This window comes from Curtobacterium sp. MCBD17_032, assembly GCF_003234855.1.
GTDB lineage: Bacteria > Actinomycetota > Actinomycetes > Actinomycetales > Microbacteriaceae > Curtobacterium.
The window spans coordinates 385,288-406,972 of the sequence record NZ_QKTO01000001.1; the positions used below are offsets into that span (position 1 = coordinate 385,288).

General features: G+C 70.9%; 23 protein-coding genes. 12 read left to right on the plus strand and 11 right to left on the minus strand.

Annotated elements, in window-relative coordinates; translation table 11 throughout:
- Positions 1-40 precede the first annotated feature (40 nt).
- The 3 genes from DEI91_RS01900 (at position 41) to DEI91_RS01910 (ending at position 6,117) form a co-directional block, all read left to right on the plus strand.
- Positions 41-1,546 carry a cytosine permease gene (locus DEI91_RS01900; RefSeq protein ID WP_111050666.1) on the plus strand — a complete coding sequence of 502 codons (1,506 nt, stop codon included), beginning with the start codon at positions 41-43 and terminating at the stop codon, positions 1,544-1,546.
- Entirely contained in the window at positions 1,546-2,466 is a 921-nt protein-coding gene (locus DEI91_RS01905) for a PfkB family carbohydrate kinase (protein ID WP_111050667.1), read from the plus strand. The genes DEI91_RS01900 and DEI91_RS01905 overlap by 1 nt, the downstream gene beginning before the upstream one ends.
- 159 nt (positions 2,467-2,625) lie before the next feature.
- Positions 2,626-6,117, plus strand: coding sequence for an Ig-like domain-containing protein (locus tag DEI91_RS01910; protein WP_146244168.1), 3,492 nt, complete (start codon positions 2,626-2,628; stop codon positions 6,115-6,117).
- A 99-nt stretch (positions 6,118-6,216) separates the two neighbouring features.
- Here DEI91_RS01910 and DEI91_RS01915 read toward each other — a convergent pair whose 3' ends face one another.
- The 5 genes from DEI91_RS01915 to DEI91_RS01940 form a co-directional block, all read right to left on the minus strand.
- Positions 6,217-6,669: a hypothetical protein gene (locus DEI91_RS01915; RefSeq protein ID WP_111050669.1), complete on the minus strand. Its 453-nt coding sequence runs from the start codon at positions 6,667-6,669 to the stop codon at positions 6,217-6,219.
- Positions 6,670-6,719: 50 nt separating this feature from the next.
- A complete protein-coding gene (locus DEI91_RS01920; protein ID WP_111050670.1) occupies positions 6,720-7,118 on the minus strand; it encodes a hypothetical protein in 399 nt (132 codons plus the stop codon).
- Positions 7,119-7,605: 487 nt separating this feature from the next.
- A complete protein-coding gene (locus DEI91_RS01925) occupies positions 7,606-8,112 on the minus strand; it encodes a hypothetical protein (RefSeq protein WP_146244169.1) in 507 nt (168 codons plus the stop codon).
- On the minus strand, positions 8,109-9,293 hold the full coding sequence (locus DEI91_RS01930; RefSeq protein ID WP_111050672.1) for an alpha/beta hydrolase: 1,185 nt from the start codon (positions 9,291-9,293) through the stop codon (positions 8,109-8,111). Before DEI91_RS01930 ends, DEI91_RS01925 begins: the two co-directional genes overlap by 4 nt.
- 264 nt (positions 9,294-9,557) lie before the next feature.
- Positions 9,558-10,073: a hypothetical protein gene (locus DEI91_RS01940; RefSeq protein ID WP_111050674.1), complete on the minus strand. Its 516-nt coding sequence runs from the start codon at positions 10,071-10,073 to the stop codon at positions 9,558-9,560.
- A gap of 429 nt (positions 10,074-10,502) precedes the next feature.
- Here DEI91_RS01940 and DEI91_RS01945 point away from each other — a divergent pair, with 429 nt between their 5' ends.
- Positions 10,503-10,943 (plus strand): hypothetical protein, encoded by a 441-nt coding sequence (locus tag DEI91_RS01945; RefSeq protein ID WP_146244170.1) that lies wholly within the window; start codon positions 10,503-10,505, stop codon positions 10,941-10,943.
- A 172-nt stretch (positions 10,944-11,115) separates the two neighbouring features.
- Positions 11,116-11,526 carry a hypothetical protein gene (locus tag DEI91_RS01950; protein WP_146244171.1) on the plus strand — a complete coding sequence of 137 codons (411 nt, stop codon included), beginning with the start codon at positions 11,116-11,118 and terminating at the stop codon, positions 11,524-11,526.
- A gap of 27 nt (positions 11,527-11,553) precedes the next feature.
- On the opposite strand, the gene DEI91_RS16800 is transcribed toward DEI91_RS01950, so the two are convergent.
- Both DEI91_RS16800 and DEI91_RS16805 read right to left on the minus strand, forming a co-directional pair.
- Complete coding sequence (locus DEI91_RS16800; RefSeq protein ID WP_309148035.1) at positions 11,554-11,709, minus strand: aldo/keto reductase; 156 nt, start codon at positions 11,707-11,709, stop codon at positions 11,554-11,556.
- 32 nt (positions 11,710-11,741) lie between these two features.
- Positions 11,742-11,999 carry an aldo/keto reductase gene (locus DEI91_RS16805; protein ID WP_309148036.1) on the minus strand — a complete coding sequence of 86 codons (258 nt, stop codon included), beginning with the start codon at positions 11,997-11,999 and terminating at the stop codon, positions 11,742-11,744.
- Between the two features lie 215 nt (positions 12,000-12,214).
- On the opposite strand from DEI91_RS16805, the gene DEI91_RS01960 reads away from it, so the two are divergent.
- The 3 genes from DEI91_RS01960 to DEI91_RS01970 all read left to right on the plus strand — a co-directional run bounded on the left by DEI91_RS01960 (position 12,215) and on the right by DEI91_RS01970 (position 15,837).
- Positions 12,215-13,267 (plus strand): BLUF domain-containing protein, encoded by a 1,053-nt coding sequence (locus tag DEI91_RS01960; RefSeq protein WP_181439436.1) that lies wholly within the window; start codon positions 12,215-12,217, stop codon positions 13,265-13,267.
- A gap of 292 nt (positions 13,268-13,559) precedes the next feature.
- A complete protein-coding gene (locus tag DEI91_RS01965; RefSeq protein ID WP_111050678.1) occupies positions 13,560-15,326 on the plus strand; it encodes a hypothetical protein in 1,767 nt (588 codons plus the stop codon).
- A 313-nt stretch (positions 15,327-15,639) separates the two neighbouring features.
- Positions 15,640-15,837: a hypothetical protein gene (locus DEI91_RS01970; RefSeq protein ID WP_111050679.1), complete on the plus strand. Its 198-nt coding sequence runs from the start codon at positions 15,640-15,642 to the stop codon at positions 15,835-15,837.
- 55 nt (positions 15,838-15,892) lie between these two features.
- On the opposite strand, the gene DEI91_RS01975 is transcribed toward DEI91_RS01970, so the two are convergent.
- Positions 15,893-16,774 (minus strand): SDR family oxidoreductase, encoded by an 882-nt coding sequence (locus DEI91_RS01975; protein ID WP_111050680.1) that lies wholly within the window; start codon positions 16,772-16,774, stop codon positions 15,893-15,895.
- Positions 16,775-16,886: 112 nt separating this feature from the next.
- Here DEI91_RS01975 and DEI91_RS01980 point away from each other — a divergent pair, with 112 nt between their 5' ends.
- Positions 16,887-17,465: a TetR/AcrR family transcriptional regulator gene (locus DEI91_RS01980; RefSeq protein WP_111050868.1), complete on the plus strand. Its 579-nt coding sequence runs from the start codon at positions 16,887-16,889 to the stop codon at positions 17,463-17,465.
- A 39-nt stretch (positions 17,466-17,504) separates the two neighbouring features.
- On the opposite strand, the gene DEI91_RS01985 is transcribed toward DEI91_RS01980, so the two are convergent.
- Complete coding sequence (locus DEI91_RS01985; protein ID WP_111050681.1) at positions 17,505-18,032, minus strand: hypothetical protein; 528 nt, start codon at positions 18,030-18,032, stop codon at positions 17,505-17,507.
- A 153-nt stretch (positions 18,033-18,185) separates the two neighbouring features.
- On the minus strand, positions 18,186-18,311 hold the full coding sequence (locus DEI91_RS16585; protein ID WP_258374253.1) for a hypothetical protein: 126 nt from the start codon (positions 18,309-18,311) through the stop codon (positions 18,186-18,188).
- A 119-nt stretch (positions 18,312-18,430) separates the two neighbouring features.
- On the opposite strand from DEI91_RS16585, the gene DEI91_RS01990 reads away from it, so the two are divergent.
- The 3 genes from DEI91_RS01990 (at position 18,431) to DEI91_RS02000 (ending at position 20,572) form a co-directional block, all read left to right on the plus strand.
- Positions 18,431-19,288, plus strand: coding sequence for a 3-hydroxyacyl-CoA dehydrogenase (locus tag DEI91_RS01990; protein ID WP_111050682.1), 858 nt, complete (start codon positions 18,431-18,433; stop codon positions 19,286-19,288).
- A 115-nt stretch (positions 19,289-19,403) separates the two neighbouring features.
- Entirely contained in the window at positions 19,404-19,955 is a 552-nt protein-coding gene (locus DEI91_RS01995; protein ID WP_258374254.1) for a MarR family winged helix-turn-helix transcriptional regulator, read from the plus strand.
- Positions 19,956-20,077: 122 nt separating this feature from the next.
- Positions 20,078-20,572, plus strand: coding sequence for a DUF4126 family protein (locus tag DEI91_RS02000; protein ID WP_111050683.1), 495 nt, complete (start codon positions 20,078-20,080; stop codon positions 20,570-20,572).
- An 88-nt stretch (positions 20,573-20,660) separates the two neighbouring features.
- On the opposite strand, the gene DEI91_RS02005 is transcribed toward DEI91_RS02000, so the two are convergent.
- Complete coding sequence (locus DEI91_RS02005) at positions 20,661-21,641, minus strand: aldo/keto reductase (RefSeq protein WP_111050684.1); 981 nt, start codon at positions 21,639-21,641, stop codon at positions 20,661-20,663.
- Between the last annotated feature and the right edge of the window lie 44 nt (positions 21,642-21,685).

Here is a 21,685-nt window from a genome sequence, read left to right on the forward strand (position 1 = left end):
GCTTCCCCCTCGCACCCTTCCGATGACGTAAGAGGACCAGATGACGAGCACCCCGACCGACGCCACCACCCGCGCCGGGACCCTGACCACCGTCGAGCAGCGGGGCATCGAGCCGGTGCCGGCCGCCGAGCGCACCGGGACGCCCGGCGCGCTGTTCTGGGTCTGGTTCGCCGCGAACATCTCGATCCTCGGTCTGCCCCTCGGAGCCACCCTCGTCGCCTTCCAGGGGCTGACGGTCTGGCAGGCGCTGCTCGTCGCGGTGATCGGTGCCGCCGGCTCGTTCGCCGTGGTCGGCGTCATCTCGATCGCCGGACGGCGCGGGGGAGCGCCCGGTCTGACCCTGAGCCGCGCCGTGTTCGGCGTCCGCGGCAACGTCGGCCCCACGTTCATCTCGCTCCTCAGCCGTCTGGGCTGGGAGACCGTGAACACCACGACTGCGGCGTTCGTCCTGCTGTCGCTGTTCACGATCCTGTTCGGGACGGACGGTGGGTCCAAGGCGCACCCGGCCATCACGATCGTCGCGATCCTGGTCTTCGTCGCCGCCACCGTCCTCATCTCCGGACTCGGGCACGCGTTCATCGTGGCCGTGCAGAAGTGGGCCACGTGGGTCTTCGGCGCCCTGAACGTCTTCGTCGCGGTGTTCCTCGTCGCCCGCATCGACTGGGACGTGGTCGGTGCGCAGCCCGCCGGCCCGGTCGCCGCGATGGTCATCGGCATCGGGACGATCGCGGCCGGGACCGGCATCGGCTGGGCCACCGCGGGCGCCGACATCGCTCGGTACACCCGCACCAGCGTCCGCGCCGGCAAGCTCGTCGCCGCGAGTGCGGCCGGTGCGGGCATCCCGCTCGTCGTCCTGGTCGGGCTCGGCTCGCTGGTGTCCGCCGGCGACCCGACGCTGGCGCAGGCGGGCGACCCGGTCGCCGCCATCCGCGACATGCTGCCGAGTTGGATGGCCGTGCCGTACCTGATCGCGGCGTTCGGCGGGTTGCTGCTGTCGAACCACCTGTCGGTGTACTCGGCGAGCCTCACCACGCTGACCCTCGGGGTGAAGGTGCCGCGGGTGTGGGCCGTCGCGGTCGACGTCGTCATCACCACGCTGGGCGCGATGTACTTCATGCTCGTCGCCGACGGCTTCTACGCCCCGTTCATCACCTTCATCTCGGTGCTCGCCGTGCCGATCACCGCATGGCTCGGCGTATTCATCGCCGACATGGTCCGCCGCACCTGGTACGACCCGGTAGCGCTCCTCGACCTCCGCCGCGGCAGCCGCTACTGGTACGCCGGCGGGGTCGCCTGGCGGGCGGTCATCGCCTGGGTCGTCGCGATCGTCGTCGGCTTCCTGTTCACGAACGTCCAGGTGGGCGACGCCGACCCGGTGTTCGTCGGCGCGTTCTCGGACACGTGGATCGGCGCGAACGGCCTCGGCTGGGTCGTCACGTTCGTCGTCGCGGCCGCGGTCTACCTGCTCACCGGCGGACCCCGCGGCACGCTGCACGAGCAGCCCGACCAGTCCGCTCCGCTCCCGCACACCGAGCACACCGTCTGATGGGCCGCCTCGTCTCGGTCGGCAACGTCATCGTCGACATCGTGATGCGCATCGACGCGCTGCCCGAGCCGGGCGGGGACGTCATCGCCCGGGCGTCCGAGCTCACCGCCGGGGGTGGCCTGAACACCATGGTCGCCGCCCGTCGCGACGGGATGGACGTCGTGTTCGCCGGGCAGTACGGCACCGGCCCGTTCGGGGACGTCGTCCGTCGGGCCCTCGCCGACTCGGGTGTGACGGTCGTGCAGCCCGGACTCCCCGACGTCGACAGCGGGTACTGCGTGGCACTCGTGGACGCCACGACCGAGCGCACCTTCGTCACGAGCGTCGGCGCCGAGGGGCAGCTCACCCGGGCCGACCTCGACCGTGTCGACCTGCACGACGACGACACCGTCGTCGTGTCGGGCTACGGCCTGGCGCACCCGGTGAACGGCGCGGCGATCGCCGACTGGCTCCGCTCCGTGCCGGCGTCGGTCCGGGTGGTGTCCGACCCGTCGCCACTCGTCGACACCCTGCCGCCCGCGGTGTGGTCCGCCGTGTCGGCCCGGTCCGACGTCGTCAGCGCGAACAGCCGGGAGGCGCGGCTCCTGTCCCCGACCTCGGCCACCCTCGCCGAGGCCACCGCCGCGATCGCCTCCGCCGCCCGGGGCACCGCCCTGGTCCGGGACGGCGCGGCCGGCTGCTGGGTGGTCGAGGACGGCAGCGCTCCGGTCCTGGTCCCCGGGTTCCCCGTCGCCGCGGTCGACACCAACGGGGCGGGGGACGCACACGCCGGCGTGCTGGTGGCGGCGCTGGGACGTGGGGCGGGCCTCCAGGACGCGGTCCGACGGGCCAACGCGGCGGCCGCGCTCGCGGTGACCCGGCCGGGGCCGGCGACGGCGCCGACGGCCGCGGAGACGGACGCGCTCCTCTCCGCCTCCTGAGCACGACCCGTCGGGACGGTCGTCCGCGTTCTCCGGCCCAGCCGTCGGCGGCGTGTTTCCCGGCCGTCAAGTGTTCGTTACGACCCCGTTTCCGGGGGTCAGCGGACTCGAAGGAACCTCGAAGCTGTCTCCTGAGAACCCCTTCACTCGAGGAGACCCTTGTCCAGAACCCTGTCCCGGAGTCGGCTCGCCGCCCTGGCGATCACCGCCACGCTGACTCCCGCCCTCGCCCTGACCGCAGTCCCTGCGTCCGCGGCGCCCACCCCTGACCCCGTCGTCGCCTCCGGCAGCGACTGGGACGTGACCACCACCCCCGGCGGCTACCTGGTGTCCCTCGACCTCGACGAGCCGCTGCCGATGGTCGACGACGCCCCCACGCTCGTCGTCGACGGCGAACCCATCGGCTTCGCGACGGAATCGGCCGACGGGAAGACGCTCCAGGTCCTCACCGCCGACCGGTCCGTCGCCAGCGCGTCGGACGTCACGAAGGCGTGGTCCAGCGGCGACGAGGACAAGGCGACCGAGACCACGACCGCTCCCGTCACCCCGCCCGTCCCGGAGAACCGGACGCTCGAGCGGCAGATGCGGTCGCTCGCGACGGCCGCCGCGGTGGAGGACCCCTCGACCCCGGGCGCCTACACCGTGACCGAAGCCGAGTACGACTTCGGCGACCAGGCGGTCCCGCTCGCGGCGATCGGCGGGATCCGCGGCGAGCTCACCGGGAAGATGTACCTGACGAGCGCAGCCGGGCACCGACCGACGGTCGTGCTGCTGCACGGGCGGCACACCTCGTGCTCGGGCACCGGTGCGAACCCGCTCCGCTGGCCGTGCGGTCCGACGCAGATGAACGTGCGCTCGTACCTCGGCTACGAGGGCACCGCGCGCGCACTCGCCACCCGCGGCTACAACGTCGTGTCGATCGCCGCCAACGCGGTGAACTCGAACGACAACCAGCTCGCGCTCGACTACGGCGCCGAGGCCCGAGGCCAGCTCGTCCTCGACACGCTCGAGATGCTCGGCAAGGCCGACGCCGGGGCAGCCGTCTCGTACGACGACGTCACCACGGCGACCGACGCCGCCCCGAGCACGACCACGACCACGACCCGCACGCTCGACGACGCACTCGTCCGCGCCACCACCCGTGCCGACCAGCCGGCCGCCGCCGCCGGTGTCACGGCAGCATCGCTGAAGGGCCGGTTCGACCTGACACACGTCGGCATCATGGGCCACTCGCGTGGTGGTGAGGGCGTGGTCTCGGCCGCTACCCTCAACCAGGCGCTCCCGAAGCCGTACGGCATCGAGGCGGTCCTGCCGCTCGCCCCCGTCGACTTCGGCCGCATGACGCTGCCGGACGTCCCGACGTCCGTCTTCCTGCCGTACTGCGACGGCGACGTGTCGAACCAGCAGGGGCAGCACTTCTTCGACGACTCCCGGCACGCCTTCGACGACGACGTGCTCCGGTCCGCCGTCTGGGTGATGGGCGCCAACCACAACTTCTTCAACACCGTGTGGACCCCAGGCCTGTACCCGGCCGCCACGGGCGACGACTGGCGGACGAGCGACACCACGTCCACCTGCTCGACGACCGACCCCACCCGCCTCACCGCGGCGCAGCAGTACCAGGTCGGTGTCAGCTACATGACCGGCTTCTTCCGCCTGACGATGGGCGGCGAGACCCAGTTCCAGTCGATGTTCGACGGTTCGGTGAAGCCGTCGACCACTGCGACGCCGTACGCCGACGTCCGCACCATGGCCGCGCAGCCGTCGTCCACGACGAAGCTCATCACCGACTTCACGACGTCCAGCTCCCTCGTCCGCACGGTCGGCGGTGCCACGGCCGCGGTCTGCACCAACCTGACCGGTCGGACGCTGCCGCAGTCGAACCCGTTCTGCGCCACGACGAAGGCCTCGGCCCAGGTCCCGCACTGGACGCCGGGCTCCTTCGCCCCGAACGTGCCGACGTTCCCGACCACCCGCTTCCTCTGGACGGGCGCGTCGACGACGGACCCCGCGGTGCCGAGCACCGGTGAGCTCCGGGTGTCCGTCCCCGCCTCCGCGCGCAACGTCACCGGCAGCGCCCAGATGACGCTGAAGACCGCCCCCGACGAGGCCGTGCCCACCGGCACCGACTTCCGGATCACGGTCCTCGACGGGTCCGGCGGCAGCTGGTCGACGGCCGCATCGGCGATCAACCCGCTCGCGGTCAACCGGATGCCGGGCGGCACGAACACCACGCTCAACAAGATCGTGCTGCAGCAGCTCACGATCCCCACCGCCTCGATGACGGGCGTCGACCTGACGGACGTCCGCGAGGTCCGCTTCACCGCGGGCGTCGGCGCGGACGGCACCGGGACCGGTGGCGTGTACCTGTCCGACCTGGCCTTCGACACCCCGAGCGTCGGTACCGCCGTCGCGGCGACCCGCACCACGATCGACGTCGCCCCCACGACGGTCGAGGAGGGCGACGGCCCCGGCACGGCGGACGTCGCCGTGTACCTGTCCCGCGCCTCCGACCGACCGGTCACCGGCTACGTCAGCGTGCTCGGCTCCGCCACCGGCTCGGTCGGTGTCGGCATGGAGCGTGTGACCTTCGCACCCGGTGAGACCTGCAAGGCCGTCACCGTCCCGACCGCGGGCAACACCGCGGTCTCCGCGACGCCGAGCTCGGCGTTCAAGGTGAGCGTCACGAACACCCGCAACGCGGTCATGGGCGCCACGGCGTTCACCAACCTGACGGTCCGCGAGGACGACGGTGTCACGGCACCGGCGACCGAGCTGCCGCCCGTCGGCGCGCAGGGCGACGTGTGCGCCGAACGCGCCGCCGCGGTCACCCCGGTGACCCTCGGCACGTCCGCCGACAGCGTCGCACCCGGCGGGTCGGTCGAGCTCACCGGCACGGGCTTCCGCGCCGGCGAGACCGTCACCTTCCGTTCCGGCACGACGGTCACCGACACGGTGGTCGCCGACGCCACCGGGACGGCCACCTCGACCCTGCGGGTCGCGGAGGACGCCGACCTCGGTGCGCTCGCCGTGTCCGCCGAGGGGGCCGGTTCCGGCCGGGAGGCCCGGGCCACCATCGCGGTCCTCGCACCCACCGAGACGGTCCTGTCCGTCACCCCGGCCGAACCGGACGAGGGCGACGAGGTCGTCCTGACCGCCACGGTCACCGGCCGGGACACCGACGGCACGGTCACGTTCCGCGACGGCGACCCGTCGGCCCGAGCCCGCGCCGCCGCCGTGACCCTCGGCACCGCCGAGGTGACGGACGGCGTCGCCACGCTGACGCTGACCGACGGCCTGAGCGTCGGCGACCACACCCTGGTGGCGGTCTTCGGGGCCACCGAGACCGCGGCCGCCTCCACGTCCGACCCCGTGGTCGTCACCGTCGCGGCGGCACCCGTGGCGCCGAGCCCGACGCCGAGCCCCGGTACGCCGGGTGCCGGTACGCCGGGCGGTGGGACGGGCAGCGGCCCGATCGACACCGTCGGTGGCGGCGCCGCCTCCGGACCGGCTGGCGGCTCGATCGCCGACCGTCCCGGGTCCCTCGCCTGGACCGGTGCCGAGATCGGTTCCGCGGCGCTCGCGGCGCTCCTGCTGCTGACCGCCGGGGTCGGGGTCACCGTGGCGCGTCGTCGTCGCCGGACCGAGTGAGGTCGGTGAGGTGATCCCGAGCAGGGCCGTACCCGGGAGGGTGCGGCCCTGCTCGCTGCGGTCAGCGTGGAGTGCCGTGCGGCGTGCCGGACCGGGGCGTCACTCCGACTGTCGCAGCTCGGCCACGTCGCCGTCGGAGCACGTCGAGACGCCGGTGACGCTGTAGCGCTGCGGGTAGGCGTTGAAGCCCACCGAGGTCACGGAGCCGTCGGCGCCTCGGACACCCGTGAGCGGGTCGGCACCGCCACTGGCAAAGCGCTCCGTCGTGATCCCCTTGCCCTCCCAGAGCTCCTCGACCGTGCGGATGTCCGTCGCAGGCGTGGGGCCGTCGGTGCCCTTCCGCTCGAGGACGTAGACGAAGCGAGCGCCGTCCCGCCCGTCCGGCTGCTTGCACACCTCGGCATCAGGGCCGCGGTAGAGCGTGCAGTCACCGCCGACTGCCTCGGTCGTCTCCTCGACGACGTCGACGACGGTGCTCCTCGCCTGACCGGGAGGCACGACGCGTCCGGCCGGGTCGTTCCCACAAGCGGTGAGCGCGAGTGCCGCACCCACGAGGACCAGAGCGACGGTGGTGGTCCTCCTGTTCCGCGATCGAGGCCGGGTCACTCTTCGCGACGCAGTTCTTTGACGTCGCCGTCCGAGCACTTCGAGACGCCGGTCATGGTGTAGCCCTGCGGGTACGCGTCGAAGCCCACCGTGGTGACGGGACCGCCCCTACCGTTCACGCCGGTCAAGGGGTCCGCGCTCCCGCTCTGGAAGCGCTCGGTCGTGATCCCCTTGCTCTTCCAGAGTTCCTCGACGGTGCTGATGTCAGCTGCCGGTGTGGGGCCGTCGGCGCCCTCCCGCTCGAGGATGTAGACGAAGTGTGCGCCCTCTCCGCCGTCGGGCTGCTCGCAGACCTCAGCTGCGGGACCGCGGTAGAGCGTCCACTCGCCGCCGACCGCGGTGGTGGACTCCTCGACGAGGTCGACGATCGACTTCTTCGCATCGGACGGTTTCACGGTGGTGCCTCCGGGGTTGTCACTACAGCTGGCAATGGTGAGGGACGCCGTCAGGACGAGAGCGACGCTGATGCTGCTCCTCACGAGGCCTCGGAATCGTCGGCGTCGCCGTTCGAGCATCTCGACGATCCGCCGATGGTGTGGCCCTGTGAGTGCGCATCGAGGCCCACGGGGGTGACGGGACCACCGACGCCGTTCAGGCCGGCCAACAGGTCCGAGAGGGAAGTGTGCTCCCTCCCCGCCGGGCTGCTCGTAAGCCTCAGCGGTGGGGCCCCGGTAGAGCGTCCACGCGCCGCCGGCGTCGACGGCAGACTCGTTCACAAGGTCCACGATCGACTTCTCCGCGTTGGATGGGTGGACAGTGCTCCCTCCGAGGTACGTGTGACAAGCGTCATACTCAACACCGTCGTCACGATGCAGACACATCCGACGGAGCTCATGCGGAACCCCCTTGATGATCCGGACCATCTGCAGCAGTCGGGTTTGTTCAGTCTTCGAGCCGCAACCGGAGAGGATCACCGTCGGAGCATTCTGATACTCCGGTGACGCTGTACCGTTCCGGGTCAGCTTCGAATGCGATCGAGTTCAACGGCCCACCTGTACCGCGGACTCCCTTGATGGGATCAGCTCCGCCACTGTGGTATTGCTCGACGTTGATGTGGAGCCGTTCCCACAACGCCGTCATCGCCGCCACATCGGCCTCGGGGTCGGCGCCCTCCGTGTCCATCCGCTCGACGATGTAGATGTAGGCCGCTCCATCTGCGCCGTCCGGCTGTCCACAGTTCCGTACAGCCGGACCGCTGAAGACCGCCCAATCACCACCGACAGCGGCGGTCGACTGCTCGACGAGCTGGATGATCGACTTCTTCGCTTCTGAGGGTTGCACGGCAGGCTCTCCGGGATCGTTGGCGCAGCTGGTGAGTATGAGGGTCGCGCAAGCGGAGAGCGCAGTGAGCGCCGTGATCCATCGGCGGCGAGCGAGAGATGTGGTCAAGGCTGCCCCTGTATCTGTTCCAACACTGTTTTCTCCCACTCCGTCATCCCCTTCGGGTGGTGTTCGGTCATCCGCTCCGGGCGTCCGGTCGTCGCCCAGCCGATGTTGGACAAGGCCTCGGTGTTCGGGTCCAGGTAACCGCGTAGTTCGTCGGTGTGGACGCTGTGGTCATCGACAGAGTTGAGTTCCGGTTTGCCGTCGACACCGTCCGTACCGAAAGCGGTTGCGCCGAAGTCGGGGTCCGTCGGGTCCTGGCTGTGGACGAAGCTCAGCCGTCCTGTCTGTGCCCATCGGTCGCCCCGCCCGGGTTCAGGTATCCATATGTTCTGGGCTTGACCTGCGTACATGTGATCGGCGTGAAGGGCGTCAGCATTCGGTACGGAGTTCGGGATGCCTGCTGATCCGACTGTCGTGAAGCTGTCCACATGGACTCCGCGCTCCGTGAGCGCGTAGGACGCGGTCGTCGATCCGTAGGAGTGCGCCACGACGTGCTCTGCGAACGAGTCGTCGCCACGTACCGCGTCGAGGCCGCGGAGCGCATCAGCAAGGGCATCTCCACCGGCCTCGGCGTAACTGCTCCCCAGGACTCCGAAGTCGAGCTGGCCGTGGATGACGGGCTGCGGAGGCGTGTCGTAGCCGACCCAAGACACAACCGCTCGGTCGACAGGACCATGGTGTTTCGCCTGCTCGTTCCAGATGTTCTGGGCCGCATCGGTCCAACCAGTCATCCCGGTGGTGTCGGTTCCCATGCCGGGAACAGCCCAGGTGACGTTCGTCGCGGTGTCGAGGTCTCCGATCGACACAGCCGCGAGCGGAGGGACCTCGTCATCGCGCAACATGGTGACGAACCGCTTCCCTCCGTTGGCCGTCTCATTGGCGGCGGTGCAGATCTCCTTGAGGGCGGTGAGGTTCTTCCACGCGGTCGCGTACTGCGATCCTCCGGCGTCGTACGCCGTCGACGCTTCGAGTTCACGGAGCCGTTTCTCGGCAGCGGTGATCATGGAATCGAGCACGACTCGGTTGGCCGTGTCCCGCGCCCAGTAGTCGACGCCCTCCAGGTTCCCGAGCCGACTGAGCACCGGGATCGGCAGGGCCTTGAGGTCGTTCGCGTCCGCCTTCGAGTAGCCGAGCTTGGCCCAGAGCGCCGCGACCTCCGCCGGGGAGAGGTCGGGATCCAGCATCTTCTCGAAGGCTGCCGGGAGTTCGGCGGCAGCGGAGACGTCGAGCGTCGCGTTCGAGAGCGATCCGTGGCCGCCCGCGCGCTCGAACGCTTCGGCGATGCGTTCCGCCCACGCGGCGTCCTCGCCGTTCTCCTCGAGCAGCCGATCGAACCCGGTCAGGAAGGTGGCGGACTCGATCCGCGCCCATCCGCACGACCCCGTGAAGCCGTGCCACGCACTCCGCAGCGTGCTCAGCTTCTCGGCGGCGCCGCGGTCCAGCGCACGTTAGGCGGTCGCGAAGGACCGCAGGTGGTCGGGGTCGGCAGAACTCTTCCCCCCGGACGTCCCGTCGCCGGTGCGGGTCCGCCCTCGTGCCGAGAACGACGCCGAGATGGCCGGCGGTGCGATGGGCGTGTCGGACGGCTTGAAGTCGAACCCCATGCCCGCGGGCACCTCGAAGACGCCGAGGGGAGACTCCGCGGCCTTGCGCTCCCGCTCGTCCTGCCGGACCTGCCATGCGGCCAGGTCGGCCTGACGCTCGCGTTCCCGCTTCGCCGCAGCGGTCACCTCGTTCACCTGGTCGCCCAGGTCGTCGAGCACGGACGCGAGCTTCGGCCGATCCTCGGCTTCGATCCGGGCCGATTCCTCGAAGCGTGTCGCGTAGGCACCGGAGAAGTCGTCCGTGCCCTGCTCGACGGCGGACCGACGGCCAGCGGCTTGCCCGCGGAGCTTCTCGGCGGCTGCCGTCGATGCCTTCACGAGCGCGTCCGCTGCCGCCTCGTCGTACTGGATGTCCCCCATGATGTCCTTCCCCCTGTGCCCCCTCGCGAGTGCACGTTCACGACTGTACCCACCTCGATGCTCGACGTCACTGGTCACCGGCGGCACATCTTCGGTCGGACCGGGCTGCCGAGGGCACCGAGTCGCAGGGTGGTGGAGCTCATGCTGGGACCCGGCAATGCGACGAGATGAGGGCGTACCACTGAAGGGTGATGCTGCCTCCCGAGAGCAGGCCGTCGGCCACATGGAGAACGCCGTCGTCGACGACTCGAGAATTGCTGTCGGCAGGACGTGGGAGGCGTACAGCGGGCCGGCAATGGAGGCTCGTGACCGGGATGATGGAGACTGATGAACCGAGGAAACAGTCCGAAGACCGGCCTCCGCGGTCTCACCATCGCACCGGCAGCGGCGATGGTGCTGCTCTTGACCGCCTGTGACGGAAGTGCGCGCGTGGAACCTGAAGACGCGAAGAAGTCGATCTTGGGAGTCGTGGACGAAACGGCGTCGACGGTAGGTGGCGAGTGGTCGGTCTACAGCAAGCCGACGGCTGAGACTTGCGGGGATGTCGCCGGAGACGGCCTCGCGTACACCTACATCCTCATGAACGATGCGCCGAGCGCGGACCCGATGCAGGCGGTCGACGCCGTCGAGGAGTTGTGGAAGGACAAGGGGATCACGACAGAGCGCTATCGAACGGGTGCAGCGGATCCCATCGTCGGGATCCGTGGCCGGGGTGGTCCTGCGACGACGATGGACTTCCTTGCTGATGAGCGGCGCTTCAGCATCGTCGGCGTTTCCGAGTGTGCGGAGGGCAGCGCAGTCGAGGAGCGGCGGCGCGGAAGTCGCTCAGGGATGTCGCTCACGCCACGACAGGGCAGTCGGACGAGATGACGGCGTACCACCCGAAGGGCATTGCCGCGCTCCAGGAGGACGTCATCGACTACATGGAATCGAGGCGCTGAGGGTGCGAGCAGGACCACGAAGTGTGGCGCGATTCGCTCTCGCCACGACGATCATCAGTGCGACGACCCTGGTGCTCGTCGGCTGCAACGGAGGGACACAGATGGGAACGACGGACACGACGAAGCCGCCGAAGGACGCGGTGACCGGCATCGTCGATGATTCAGCGACTGCTGTCGGCGGGAGCTGGGAGGTGTACAGCGGCCCTGCAGTGGAGGCGTGTGACCGAGACAGTGGCGGGAGCGGGGCTGCGTACGCGTACACGAGGACACGCGGCCAGACCGAGGGTGACCCGGCGAAGGACGTCGCAACGGTCGAGGCATTGTGGAAGAAGCGGGGCATCAGTACCGAGCGCTACGAGAGTGGTGGGGCAGATCCGACGCCGGGTGTCCGCGGAGTGGGCGGCCCGACCGGGTCGATCGACTTCCTCGCCGACGTGCGGGGCTACAGCATCGATGCGGTGTCGGTGTGCGGCGATGGTGATGCCGCGGACATCCAGCGCGACGGTGGATGAGCTGGCCGGCCCTCCGTGGTGAGGTCGTCACCCCACGATGCCGTCGAGTTCCGTCACGTCCCGCTCGGACAACAGGACCCCCGCATCGACGATGTTCTCCCGCAGGTGCGCCACGGAGGACGTCCCCGGGATGAGCAGCACGTTCGATGAGCGCTGCAGGAGCCACGCCAGAGCGACGGCCATCCGCGTGGCACCGACCCGTCCGGCGACCGCCGTCAGGGCGTCCGCCTGCACGGGCCTGAACCCGCCGAGCGGGAAGAACGGGACGTAGGCGACCCCCTCCGCGCGAGTCGGTCGACGAGTTCGTCGTCGTGCCGGTTCGCGAGGTTGTACATGTTCTGCACCGACACGATCGGCGCGATCGCCTGCGCCTCCTCGACCTGCTCGACCGTGGCGTTGCTCACCCCGAGGTGCCGGATGCGGTCCTGGTGACCGTCACGGACGAGCTCACCGACCTCGGGATGTCGCCGCACCACACCGTCCGTGGGTCGAAGCGACCAGGGCGGGCACGAGCCGGACGGGAGGCGCGGCGCCGGCCCGCCCCGCGCCTCCCGTCCGGCTCGTGCCTCCGGTCCGGCGCCGCCGCGCCGTCCTGCCACGCGACCCGAACACGGGACTGGTGCCGCCACTCGTCGCGCGCTTGACTCGTTCCCGGGCACCCGCCCTGCCACGACCAGGAAGGCCGACCGTGCGCACACTCGTCTACACCAGCACGCAGACCCGACCGATCTCGGACTCCGAACTCGCGCAGATCCTGGCGGTCGGACGCGAGAAGAACACCCGGCTCGGCATCACGGGGATGCTCGCGCACCGCGACAGCAACTGCATCGGCATCATCGAGGGCGAGGACGCCGTCGTCCGCGAGCGCTTCGAGCAGATCCGCTTGGACCCCCGGCACACCAACGTCCGGGTGCTCTGCGACGACCCGGTGCAGCAGCGGTCCTTCCCGGACTGGTCCATGGCGTTCCAGCCCCTCGACCCGCTCCTGCGCGAGGTGCCGGGGTTCAGCGACCTGTTCGAGACGCAGCGGCCGAGCGACGCCGAGTTCGGCGCCTCGCGGGCCCGCGCCCTGCTCGAGTGGTTCCGCAAGCACCCGCTCGCCCCGCTGACGAACCAGCGCGCGGCCGACGACGAGGTCCCGCGCACCCGCGCCCTGAACGGCGCGATCGCGGTCCTGCACGACGGCGGCACGACGAGCTTCTCGATCGAAGCGGTCGCCGAGCGCAGCGGCATGAGCGTCTCCGAGATCGAGGGCCTGTTCCCGAACCACCACGCCCTGCTCGCGGCGACGGTCGAGCGGTGGACCCGTGCGGTCTCGGCGCCCCTGCTCCCGATGATCACGGAACGCGGCACGGTGGCGTTCATGCACGCCCTGCTCGCCGCCCACGTCGAGGAGTCGGGGCTGATGCGTCTGCTCGCCTCCACCCTCGCCGCGGCGACCGACCCGAAGGTGGACGGTGCGGACTACTACCGGTCCGCGTACCGGCAGTTCCGCGAGACGATCCGCACGGCGCTCGCCGCGGACGTGCGCGAGGGCCGGGAGCCGGCGACGATGGACCCCGAGCGGGGTGCGCAGCAGCTGCTGGCCCTGTACGACGGTCTCCGCCTGCAGGCCCTGCTGACGGGCGACACCGACCCCGTGGACGCCTTCGACCGTGCTGCCGCCCGGATGCGGCGGGGCTGGGCGGAGCAGTACGAGCAGCCGAGCTACTGGGAGATCCCGGTGACGTCGGCACCGTGACGAGAGAACAACCGTTCTCCCCCGGCAGTGGGGGCGCTGGCACGCTGACTGATCGGGCAGGATGGTCACTGGGGCGTGGACCGGGTATCCGCGCCCTGCTCGCTCACCCAGGGTGGTGAGACCGGCCGTCTGGTCGCCTTCGGGTGGTGATCAGACGGCCGAACACGTTCCGGGGGGCGCCGCGCTTGTCCGCCGTTCGCCCGACTGCGGAACGCCGCTGGTCGGGTCTACCGTCGCGTCCGTGCGGCAACGACGCCGCACCGGTCATGAATCGAGCATCATGCAACGACGGATGAGAAGTCTCGTCGCCCTCGCCGTGGGCGTCGGCGTCGTGGGGGCCCTGGTCCCGGCGATCTCGGCCCAGGCGGTCACGACGAGCGACACCCCGGACTTCGGGAGCAACGTCAAGGTCTACAGCCCATCGACCCCGACCTCGACCATCCAGGCCGACGTCGACGCCGCGTTCACCTCGCAGCTCCGCAGCACGACGGCGCAGTTCGGGTCGCAGCGGCACGTCTTCCTGTTCAAGCCCGGCAGCTACAACCGCGTCTGGGCGAACCTCGGCTTCTACACGACGGTCGCGGGCCTCGGGAAGAACCCGGACGACGTCACGATCACCGGGGCGGTCAACGTCGACTCCGGATGGAACGCCGGCGACGAGTCGAACGCCACGCAGAACTTCTGGCGGTCGGTCGAGAACGTGGCGGTCGTCCCCGAGGGCGGCACCGACCGCTGGGCCGTGTCCCAGGCCGCTCCGATGCGGCGCGTGCACATCAAGGGCAACCTGACGATGGGCCCCTCGAACCAGGACGGCGGCCAGGGCTACTCGTCCGGCGGCTACATCGCGGACAGCAAGGTCGACGGCACCGTCACCTCCGGGTCGCAGCAGCAGTGGTACACCCGCAACTCCACGCTCGGCGCGTGGCAGGGCGGCAACTGGAACATGACGTTCTCGGGCGTGCAGGGCGCCCCGGCGAACGACTTCTCGAAGAGCTACACGACGCTGGCCACCACGCCGACGACCCGTGAGAAGCCGTACCTGTACGTGGACTCGTCGAACAAGTACCACGTGTTCGTCCCGTCGCTGCAGCAGAACTCCAGTGGTGTGACCTGGCCGAACACCGCGGGTACGGACATCCCGATGCGGAACTTCTACGTCGCGCACCCGGGTGACTCGGCGGCGACGATCAACAGCGCACTCGCCCAGGGTCTCAACCTGTTCTTCACCCCGGGCACGTACCAGCTCAACGCCGCGCTGAACGTCACGCGGGCCGACACCGTGGTGACGGGCATCGGTTTCCCGACGCTCGTGCCGACGGCCGGCAACGCGGTCCTGACGTCGAACGACGTCGCCGGCGTGAACGTGTCGAACCTCGTGGTCGACGCGGGCTCGCAGAACAGCGCGCAGCTGGTCCGTCTCGGTACGAGCGGCTCGCACCTCGACCACGCGGCGAACCCGCAGAGCATCCAGGACGTCTTCTTCCGCGTCGGCTCGAGCATCCAGGGCAGGGCGACGACGACCCTCCAGGTCAACGCCGACGACACCCTCGTCGACCACATCTGGGCCTGGCGCGCCGACCACGGTGGCGCGGCCACGGGCTGGACGGTCAACACCGGGGCGACCGGCGTCGAGGTGAACGGCAACGACGTCCTCGCCACCGGGCTCTTCGTCGAGCACTACCAGAAGTACGAAGTGCAGTGGAACGGCAACAACGGGAAGACGATCTTCTTCCAGAACGAGATGCCGTACGACGTGCCGGACAACGCCTCGTGGCAGAGCCCGACCGGGGCCGGGTACGCGGCGTACAAGGTCGCGTCGAACGTCACCACGCACGAGATCTGGGGCGGCGGTGTCTACTGCTTCTTCAACACGAACAAGTCGGTGCACGCCGACCGCGCGTTCGAGGTGCCGCAGACGCCCGGCGTGAAGGCGCACGGGCTCGTCACGGTGTCCCTCGGCGACGTCGGGACCATCTCGAGCGTCATCAACGGGGTCGGCGGGGCCGTCCCGACGCCCGCGGGCAACACGTCGCCGAACCGGGTGGCGAACTACAACTGACCGGCGGTCGCGACGCGACCACGAGACGGACGGGAGGCTCGGGACCGGTTGGTCCCGGGCCTCCCGTCTGTCGGCTCCCGACCATTCAGGGCTGGAATCGAAACATCAACACGTGACATGTGGCGTTCCCGTACTACCGTTGCTTCCCGAGTCGTCAGTCGCGCGGCTCCCAGGCCCGGAGGGGAAGAGACGTGGACATCGTGGAGTGCCTCCGCTGCCATCGCGCTCATCAGCGCTTTCGGGACCGCCGGACTGGTCGTCGGTCCAGCGGTGTCGCACCGGGCGCCACGGTGCGCGTAGGGCTGGCGGGATCATGAAGGTCTTCACGACCCTGACGCTCGCGATCGTCGTCTCGGTCGGAGCGATCGTCGCCGGTTCGGCGTGTTTCGCGGCGACGGTGGGGACCTCGGCACAGTGGATCGGCGTGCTGGTCTCGAGCCTCACTACCGGACTGAGCGGGATGTACGTCGGGACCGTCGCGCGTCACCGCTACCGGAAGCCCAGGCGTTGACAGCGGGAGGCCCGGTGCCAGCTGGCACCGAGCCTCCCGTCCGTCGTCTGCCCGCTCAGGGCTGCAGCGCCTCCAGGTCCTCGAGGAGGCTCGGGTGCGTCGGCTCCCAGCCGAGCGCCTGCCGGGTGTACGCGCTCGACGCCGGCTGGTCCATGGCGAAGATCGGCCCGAAGGGACCGAACGTGTCGTCCGGCACGGACCGCACCGGCAGCCCCAGGCGACGGCCGACGACCGTGGCGATGTCGATGACCCGGTCGCCCTCGTCGGCGACGGCGTGCCACGCGGTCCCGCCGGGAGCCGACTCGAGCGCGAGCCGGAACAGGATGGCTGCGTCGCGCGCGTGCACGGCCGGCCAGCGCTGTTCCCCATCGCCCGGGTACCCGGCGACGCCGGTCCGACGGGCGGCCTCGGTGAGCAGCCCGGCGAACCCGCCCTGCCCGTCCTCGTGGACGGTCCGGGGCATGCGGACGGCCGAGGTGCGGACGCCCTGCGACGACAGCGCGAGCAGGTCCGTGACCGCGGCCGCGCGGCTGGCGACCGGCCCCTCGACCGGGAGTGGGTCGTCCTCGGTCGCAGCGCGTCCGGGCACCCAGGGCGTACCGGACACGGTGACGATCGGCTTGCCGGTACCGACGAGCGCGTCACCGAGTGCGGCCATCGCGTCGCGCTCCTCGGTGAGCCCCTGCTCGAGCGCCTCGGCGCTGCCGTAGTCGCGGCTGAAGGCGAGGCTGATGACGCCGTCGGCGCGGGTGGCTCCCTCGCGCAGGGCGTCGAGGTCGGTGAGGGAGCCGCGCAGGACGTCGGCGCCGGCCGCCTCGAGCGTGGCGGCGGATGCGTTCGACCGGGCGAGGCCGAGGACGGTGTGGCCGGAGGCGAGCAACTCGGCGACGACGGCGGTGCCGATCGTGCCGGTGCCGCCGGTGACGAAGACGTGCATGTGGACTCCTCGAGTGATGGGACGTTGGTACCATCACTGTAGGACGGTGATGGCACTCTTGTCCCGTCGGTTGCGCTGACGGGACAACAGTGCCGTCAGTAGGATGGTCGACATGGCGCGATGGGAACCGGGAGCACGGGAACGGCTCGTCATCGCCGCCGTCGACCTGTTCACCGAGCAGGGCTACGACGCGACGACCGTCACCGAGATCGCTGAACGCGCCGGCGTCACGAAGAGCACCTTCTTCCGGCACTTCCCGGACAAGCGCGAACTGCTCGTCGCCGGGCAGGAGACCCTGAGTCGTCTGCTCGCCGAGGGCATCGCCGGCGCTCCTGCCGACGCCAGCCCCCTGGAGGCCGTCGCCGCCGGACTCGAGCGGGCGTCCGGCGAGATGGGGCCGCGGAACCGGGAGCTCGGTCCCCGACTGAAGGCCGCGGTCGCCGCGAGCACCGAACTCCAGGAGCGGGACGCGCTGAAGAGCGTCGGCATGGCAGCGGCGATGACGGCGGCACTGCTCGAGCGCGGGGTGCCCGAGACGACCGCGCACCTGGCGAGCGAGATGGGCGTCCTCGCGTTCAAGCAGGGGTACGCGCGGTGGTCCGAGGGCGAACGGAGCGACGACGACGGTCTCGCACGCCACGCGCTCGACGTCCTGCAGGAGCTCCGCACCGCGACGGCCGCGCTCGGCTGATCCCGGCCGGGAGCGACGTGCGCCGCGCTGACGGCCGCTTCAGTCCCGCGCGACGACACCCTGCTGCAGCATGCTGCGCGCGACCCGGGCGCGGGGGATGACCCAGAGCGCGCTCCACATCGCGAGCCCGGCCCAGAGACCGAGCAGCAGCAGGGTCACCACGGGGCCGTGCTGGTCGCGCATCGACCAGGTCATCGCACTCCAGAAGACGGCGAGCACGATCTTGCCCCATCCGGCGGTCTGCTGGTCCGCCAGGGCCTGCAGCCGCGGCACCCACACCTCGGCGGGGACGCCGGCCGGGACGTGCCGGTCGGTCACCCAACGCTCGACCATCACGACGCGCTCGTAGCCGCCCGCCGCGCGCCAGGACCGGAGCTGCAACCAGCCGGCGACCACGGCACCGACGACGGCAGCCGGCAGCCCGACCGAGACGAGCACCTGCGGGGTCGTGGTGCGGAACGACGACACGACGAGCATGGTGAACACGAGGGCGAACGCCGCACCCGCCACCGCGGTGCCGAGCAACCGGAACCGCCCGGCCTCGTCGACCACACCGATCCCGTCCACGCTCCGACCGTACCCGCGCGGGCGTACCGGTCCCTGGTCGCCGGGGCAACACACAGGAGGCCCGCCACCGGTCCGCGGACCGGTGACGGGCCTCCCGTCGGTGCTGGCGCACGCCTGCGGCGCTGCCCGTCTGCCGGGCAGGGCCGGTGGGTCTCAGTCCCCGGCGTTGATGAGTCCGAGCCAGCGGCCGAAGCCGGTGTGCTCGTCGTCCTGCAGGCGGACCTGCGGGAGGCGGGTGAGGTCATCACGCTGACCAGGGGTGCGGTCGTCGTCGATCACGGCGGACTCCTTTCCGTTCGGGGGTGCTCATCAGTACACGCGAGCGGCTGCGGACATTCCCGTCTGCGCGGATGTCCGGTCGGCGCTGCCGTCATGCCCGGCGGAGCAGACTCGTCGCCATGGCCACATTCACGTCCGTCACCGTCCTCGGTGCCGGAGTCCTCGGATCCCAGATCGCCTTCCAGACCGCGAACCACGGCGTCCCCGTCGTCGTGTACGACGTCAGCGACGACGCGGTCAGCTCGGGGCGGCGTCGGCTCGACGCGGTCGTCGAGCAGTACCTCGGCGACGTGGGCGAGGACCAGCGACCCGCCGCCGAGGACGCCGTCGCGCGGATCACCTTCGCGACCGACCTGGGGCAGGCGGTCGCCGACGCCGGCCTCGTGATCGAGGCGGTGCCCGAACTCCTCGAGCTGAAGCGCGACGTCTACCAGCGCCTCGCCGCCGTCGCACCGGTGGAGACGGTCTTCGCCACGAACTCGTCGACGCTGCTGCCGAGTGCGATCGCCGACGCCACGGGACGCCCCGACCGCTTCCTCGCCCTGCACTTCGCCAACCACGTGTGGCGTCAGAACACCGCCGAGGTGATGGGGACCGAGCAGACCGACCCCGCCGTGTACGACCGGGTCGCCACGTTCGCCGAGGAGATCGGCATGGTCCCGATCCGCCTGCACAAGGAGCAGCCCGGGTACGTCCTCAACTCCCTGCTCGTGCCGTTGCTCGACGCGGCGTCGAAGCTCGTGCTCCGCGGTGTCGCCGACCCGGAGACCGTCGACACGACCTGGCGGATCGGCACCGGCGCTCCCGTCGGTCCGTTCCAGGTCTTCGACGTCGTCGGCCTCCGGACGGCTCACGCGATCGCCAGCGCGTCGTCCGACCCGGATTCCCGGGCATGGGCGGAGCACCTCCGCACCGAGTACCTGGACAAGGGCAAGTACGGCGTCGAGTCCGGTGAGGGCTTCTACCGCTACGGCTGAGTCCGGGGGACAAGGCCCCGATCCGGCTGAGTCGCCGACGGGACCACCTGGTACTCCTGGGTGACCGGCCGCACGAGCGTCCGGACGTGGAGCGACCGAGGACGAGGTGGACGCCGTGGTCGATGCGAGGACCTACGACGAGTCCGGGTACTGGTACCCCGACCGGCCGACGAAGACCGGCGTCGAGCTGCTCAACGCGATGCGCCGCTACCGTTCCGCCGAGGTCGCCATGCGCCAGCGCACCCGAGACACGATGCGGATGGGCGCGACCGACATGGCCGCCGTCCGGTTCCTCCTGCAGGCCCGGCAGCGCGGCACCACCGTGAAGCCCACCGGGCTCGCCGCACACCTCGGCATCACCACGGCATCGACCACGGCGCTCGTGAAGCGTCTCGTGGTCGCCGGGCACGTCGTCCGGCAGCCCGACCCCGACGACGGCCGTGGTTTCCTGCTCGTCGCGACCGAGTCCGGTGACGAAACGGTGCGGTCGAACCTCACCGCCGTGCACGCGCGCATGATCGCGGCCGCCGACCGGCTCTCCCCGACGACGATCGCCGAGATGAGCGCGTTCTTCGCCGAGATGACCGACGCGATGGACGACGCCGCAGCGGTCGTCCCCGACGACGCACGCGATGCCGGGGCCGTCGCCGTGCCCGCCCACCACTGACCGTCACCAGCCGAGCTGAGTAGCGTCGAGGGCGCAGCCGACGTCCGCACTGCGATGACGTCCGCACCACGGCGGCGTCCGGACCGTGACGACGCCGCCAGCGAACGAAGGAGACCACCCGCATGTCCAAGAAGAGCCGGACCACCAGCACCCTCACCCGCGCCCTGTTGCTCGGGGTCCTCAGCGGCGGCCGGTCCGCGACCCCGCTTGCCGTCCTCGGCCTGCACCAGGGCGACAAGCGTCTGTCCGGCGACTGGCAGAAGTGGAAGACGTTCGACTCGTCGCTCGGTCGCGCCGGACTCGTCGCGGGCGCCGCCGGCGAGATCATCGGCGACAAGATGCCGAAGACCCCGAACCGCATCGCGCTCCCCGCACTGCTCGGCCGCATCGGTGCCGGTGCCTTCGTCGGAGCGGCCTTCGGCACGACCACCAAGTCCGGGAAGTCCGACCTGCGGATCGAGGGCGCCATCGTCGGCGCGATCGGTGCACTCGTCGGCTCCTACGTCGCGTGGGCGGCCCGGAAGGCCGTCGGCTCGGTCCTGCCGGACCCGGTGGTCGCCGTCGCCGAGGACGCGGCCGTCATCGCCGGCTCGCGTGCGGTGGTCCGCGGCGCCTGAGCCGCGGTCTGCCGGTCGCACGACCTGACGGACGGGAGGGCCGACTCACCTGGTGAGCCGGGCCTCCCGTCCGTCGTCGTGTCGGCGCCTACCAGCGCTCGTGCACCGTCGCGCGGAACCAGCGGTCGTAGAGGTCACGGACCGTCGCCCCGAGGTCGGCGGGCAGGTCGAGCGAGCCGGCGTCGGCGTTCGACCGGGCCTGCTCGGCGTTGCGGGCACCGGGGATCGCCGCCGTGACGCCGTCCTGTGTGACGACCCAGGCGAGGGCCGCCTGCGGGACGCTGACGCCCTCGGGCAGGGCCGCCGCGAACTCCTGGGCGGCACGGACGCCGTCCTCGAACGGTACGCCGCTGAACGTCTCACCCTGGTCGAACGCTTCGCCGTTGCGGTTGTACGTGCGGTGGTCCTCGGGCGCGAAGGTGGTGTCCGTCGTGTACTTGCCGGACAGCAGCCCCGAGGCCAGCGGGACGCGGGCGAGGATCGCGACCCCGGCCTCCCGGGCGGCGGGGAGCACGCGGTCGAGCGGCTTGAGGCGGAACGCGTTGAGGATGATCTGCACGCTCGCGACCCCGGGTCGGGCGATCGCGGTGAGGGCCTGGTCGGCGGTCTCGACGGAGACGCCGTAGGCGGCGATCGACCCGTCGGTGACCAGTGCGTCGAGGGCGTCGTAGACCGCGTCGTCCTCGAAGACCGCGGTGGGCGGGCAGTGCAGCTGGACGAGGTCGAGCGTGTCCTGGCCCAGGTTCTCCCGCGACCGGTCCACCCACTGCCGGAAGTTCGCGGCCACGTAGTTCGACGGGACCTGGTCCACCCGGCGGCCCATCTTCGTGGCGACCGTGACACCGGCGTCGGCATGCGCGGCGATCCACCGGCCGATGAGCTGCTCGCTGCGGCCGTCGCCGTACACGTCGGCGGTGTCGAACAGGGTGATGCCGGCCTCGGCGGAGGCGTCCATCACGGCGAAGGCGTCCTCCGCGGCCACCGGACCCCAGTCACCGCCGAACTGCCAGGTGCCGAGACCGATCACGGATACGTCGCGGCCGGTACGGCCGAGGGTGCGTCGCTGCATGCCCCCGACGGTAGCCCCTGCACGCCGAGGAGCCCGTCCGCTCA